The following is a 510-nucleotide window of genomic DNA, read 5'->3' on the forward strand; positions in this document are numbered from 1 at the left end:
GTCGGAGCACAGTTACCTGTTCCTGGGAGCTGGAGAGGCTGGGACAGGCATTGCAGAACTTATAGCTCTCGAGATATCAAGACAGACCAAAGCACCAATTGAGGAGTGCCGCAAGAAAATATGGCTTGTTGATTCAAAGGGCTTGATTGTCAGTTCACGAAAGGAGACCCTTCAACACTTCAAGAAACCATGGGCCCATGAGCATGAACCTGTTGGAAATCTCTTAGATGCAGTCAAAACTATCAAACCAACAGTATTGATTGGCACATCTGGAAAGGGGCAAACTTTCACTCAGGAGGTTGTTGAAGCCATTTCCTCATTTAATGAGAGGCCTGTCATTTTTGCCTTGTCCAACCCAACATCTCAGTCTGAGTGCACCGCTGAACAAGCGTACACATGGAGCAAGGGCCGCGCGGTGTTTGCAAGTGGAAGTCCATTTGATCCGGTGGAGTATGATGGCAAAATATACGTGCCTGGCCAGGCAAACAACGCCTACATCTTCCCAGGGTT

Annotated in this window: 1 protein-coding gene; it reads left to right on the forward strand. The window is 48.2% G+C overall.

What is annotated here, in order from left to right; translation table 11 throughout:
- Positions 1–510 (forward strand): malic enzyme-like NAD(P)-binding protein (locus tag NK662_RS24850; protein ID WP_279665904.1); only part of this gene is annotated, 510 nt, incomplete at both ends.

This window comes from Ectobacillus ponti (genome assembly GCF_024294785.1).
Taxonomy (GTDB): Bacteria; Bacillota; Bacilli; order Bacillales; family Bacillaceae_G; genus Ectobacillus; species Ectobacillus ponti.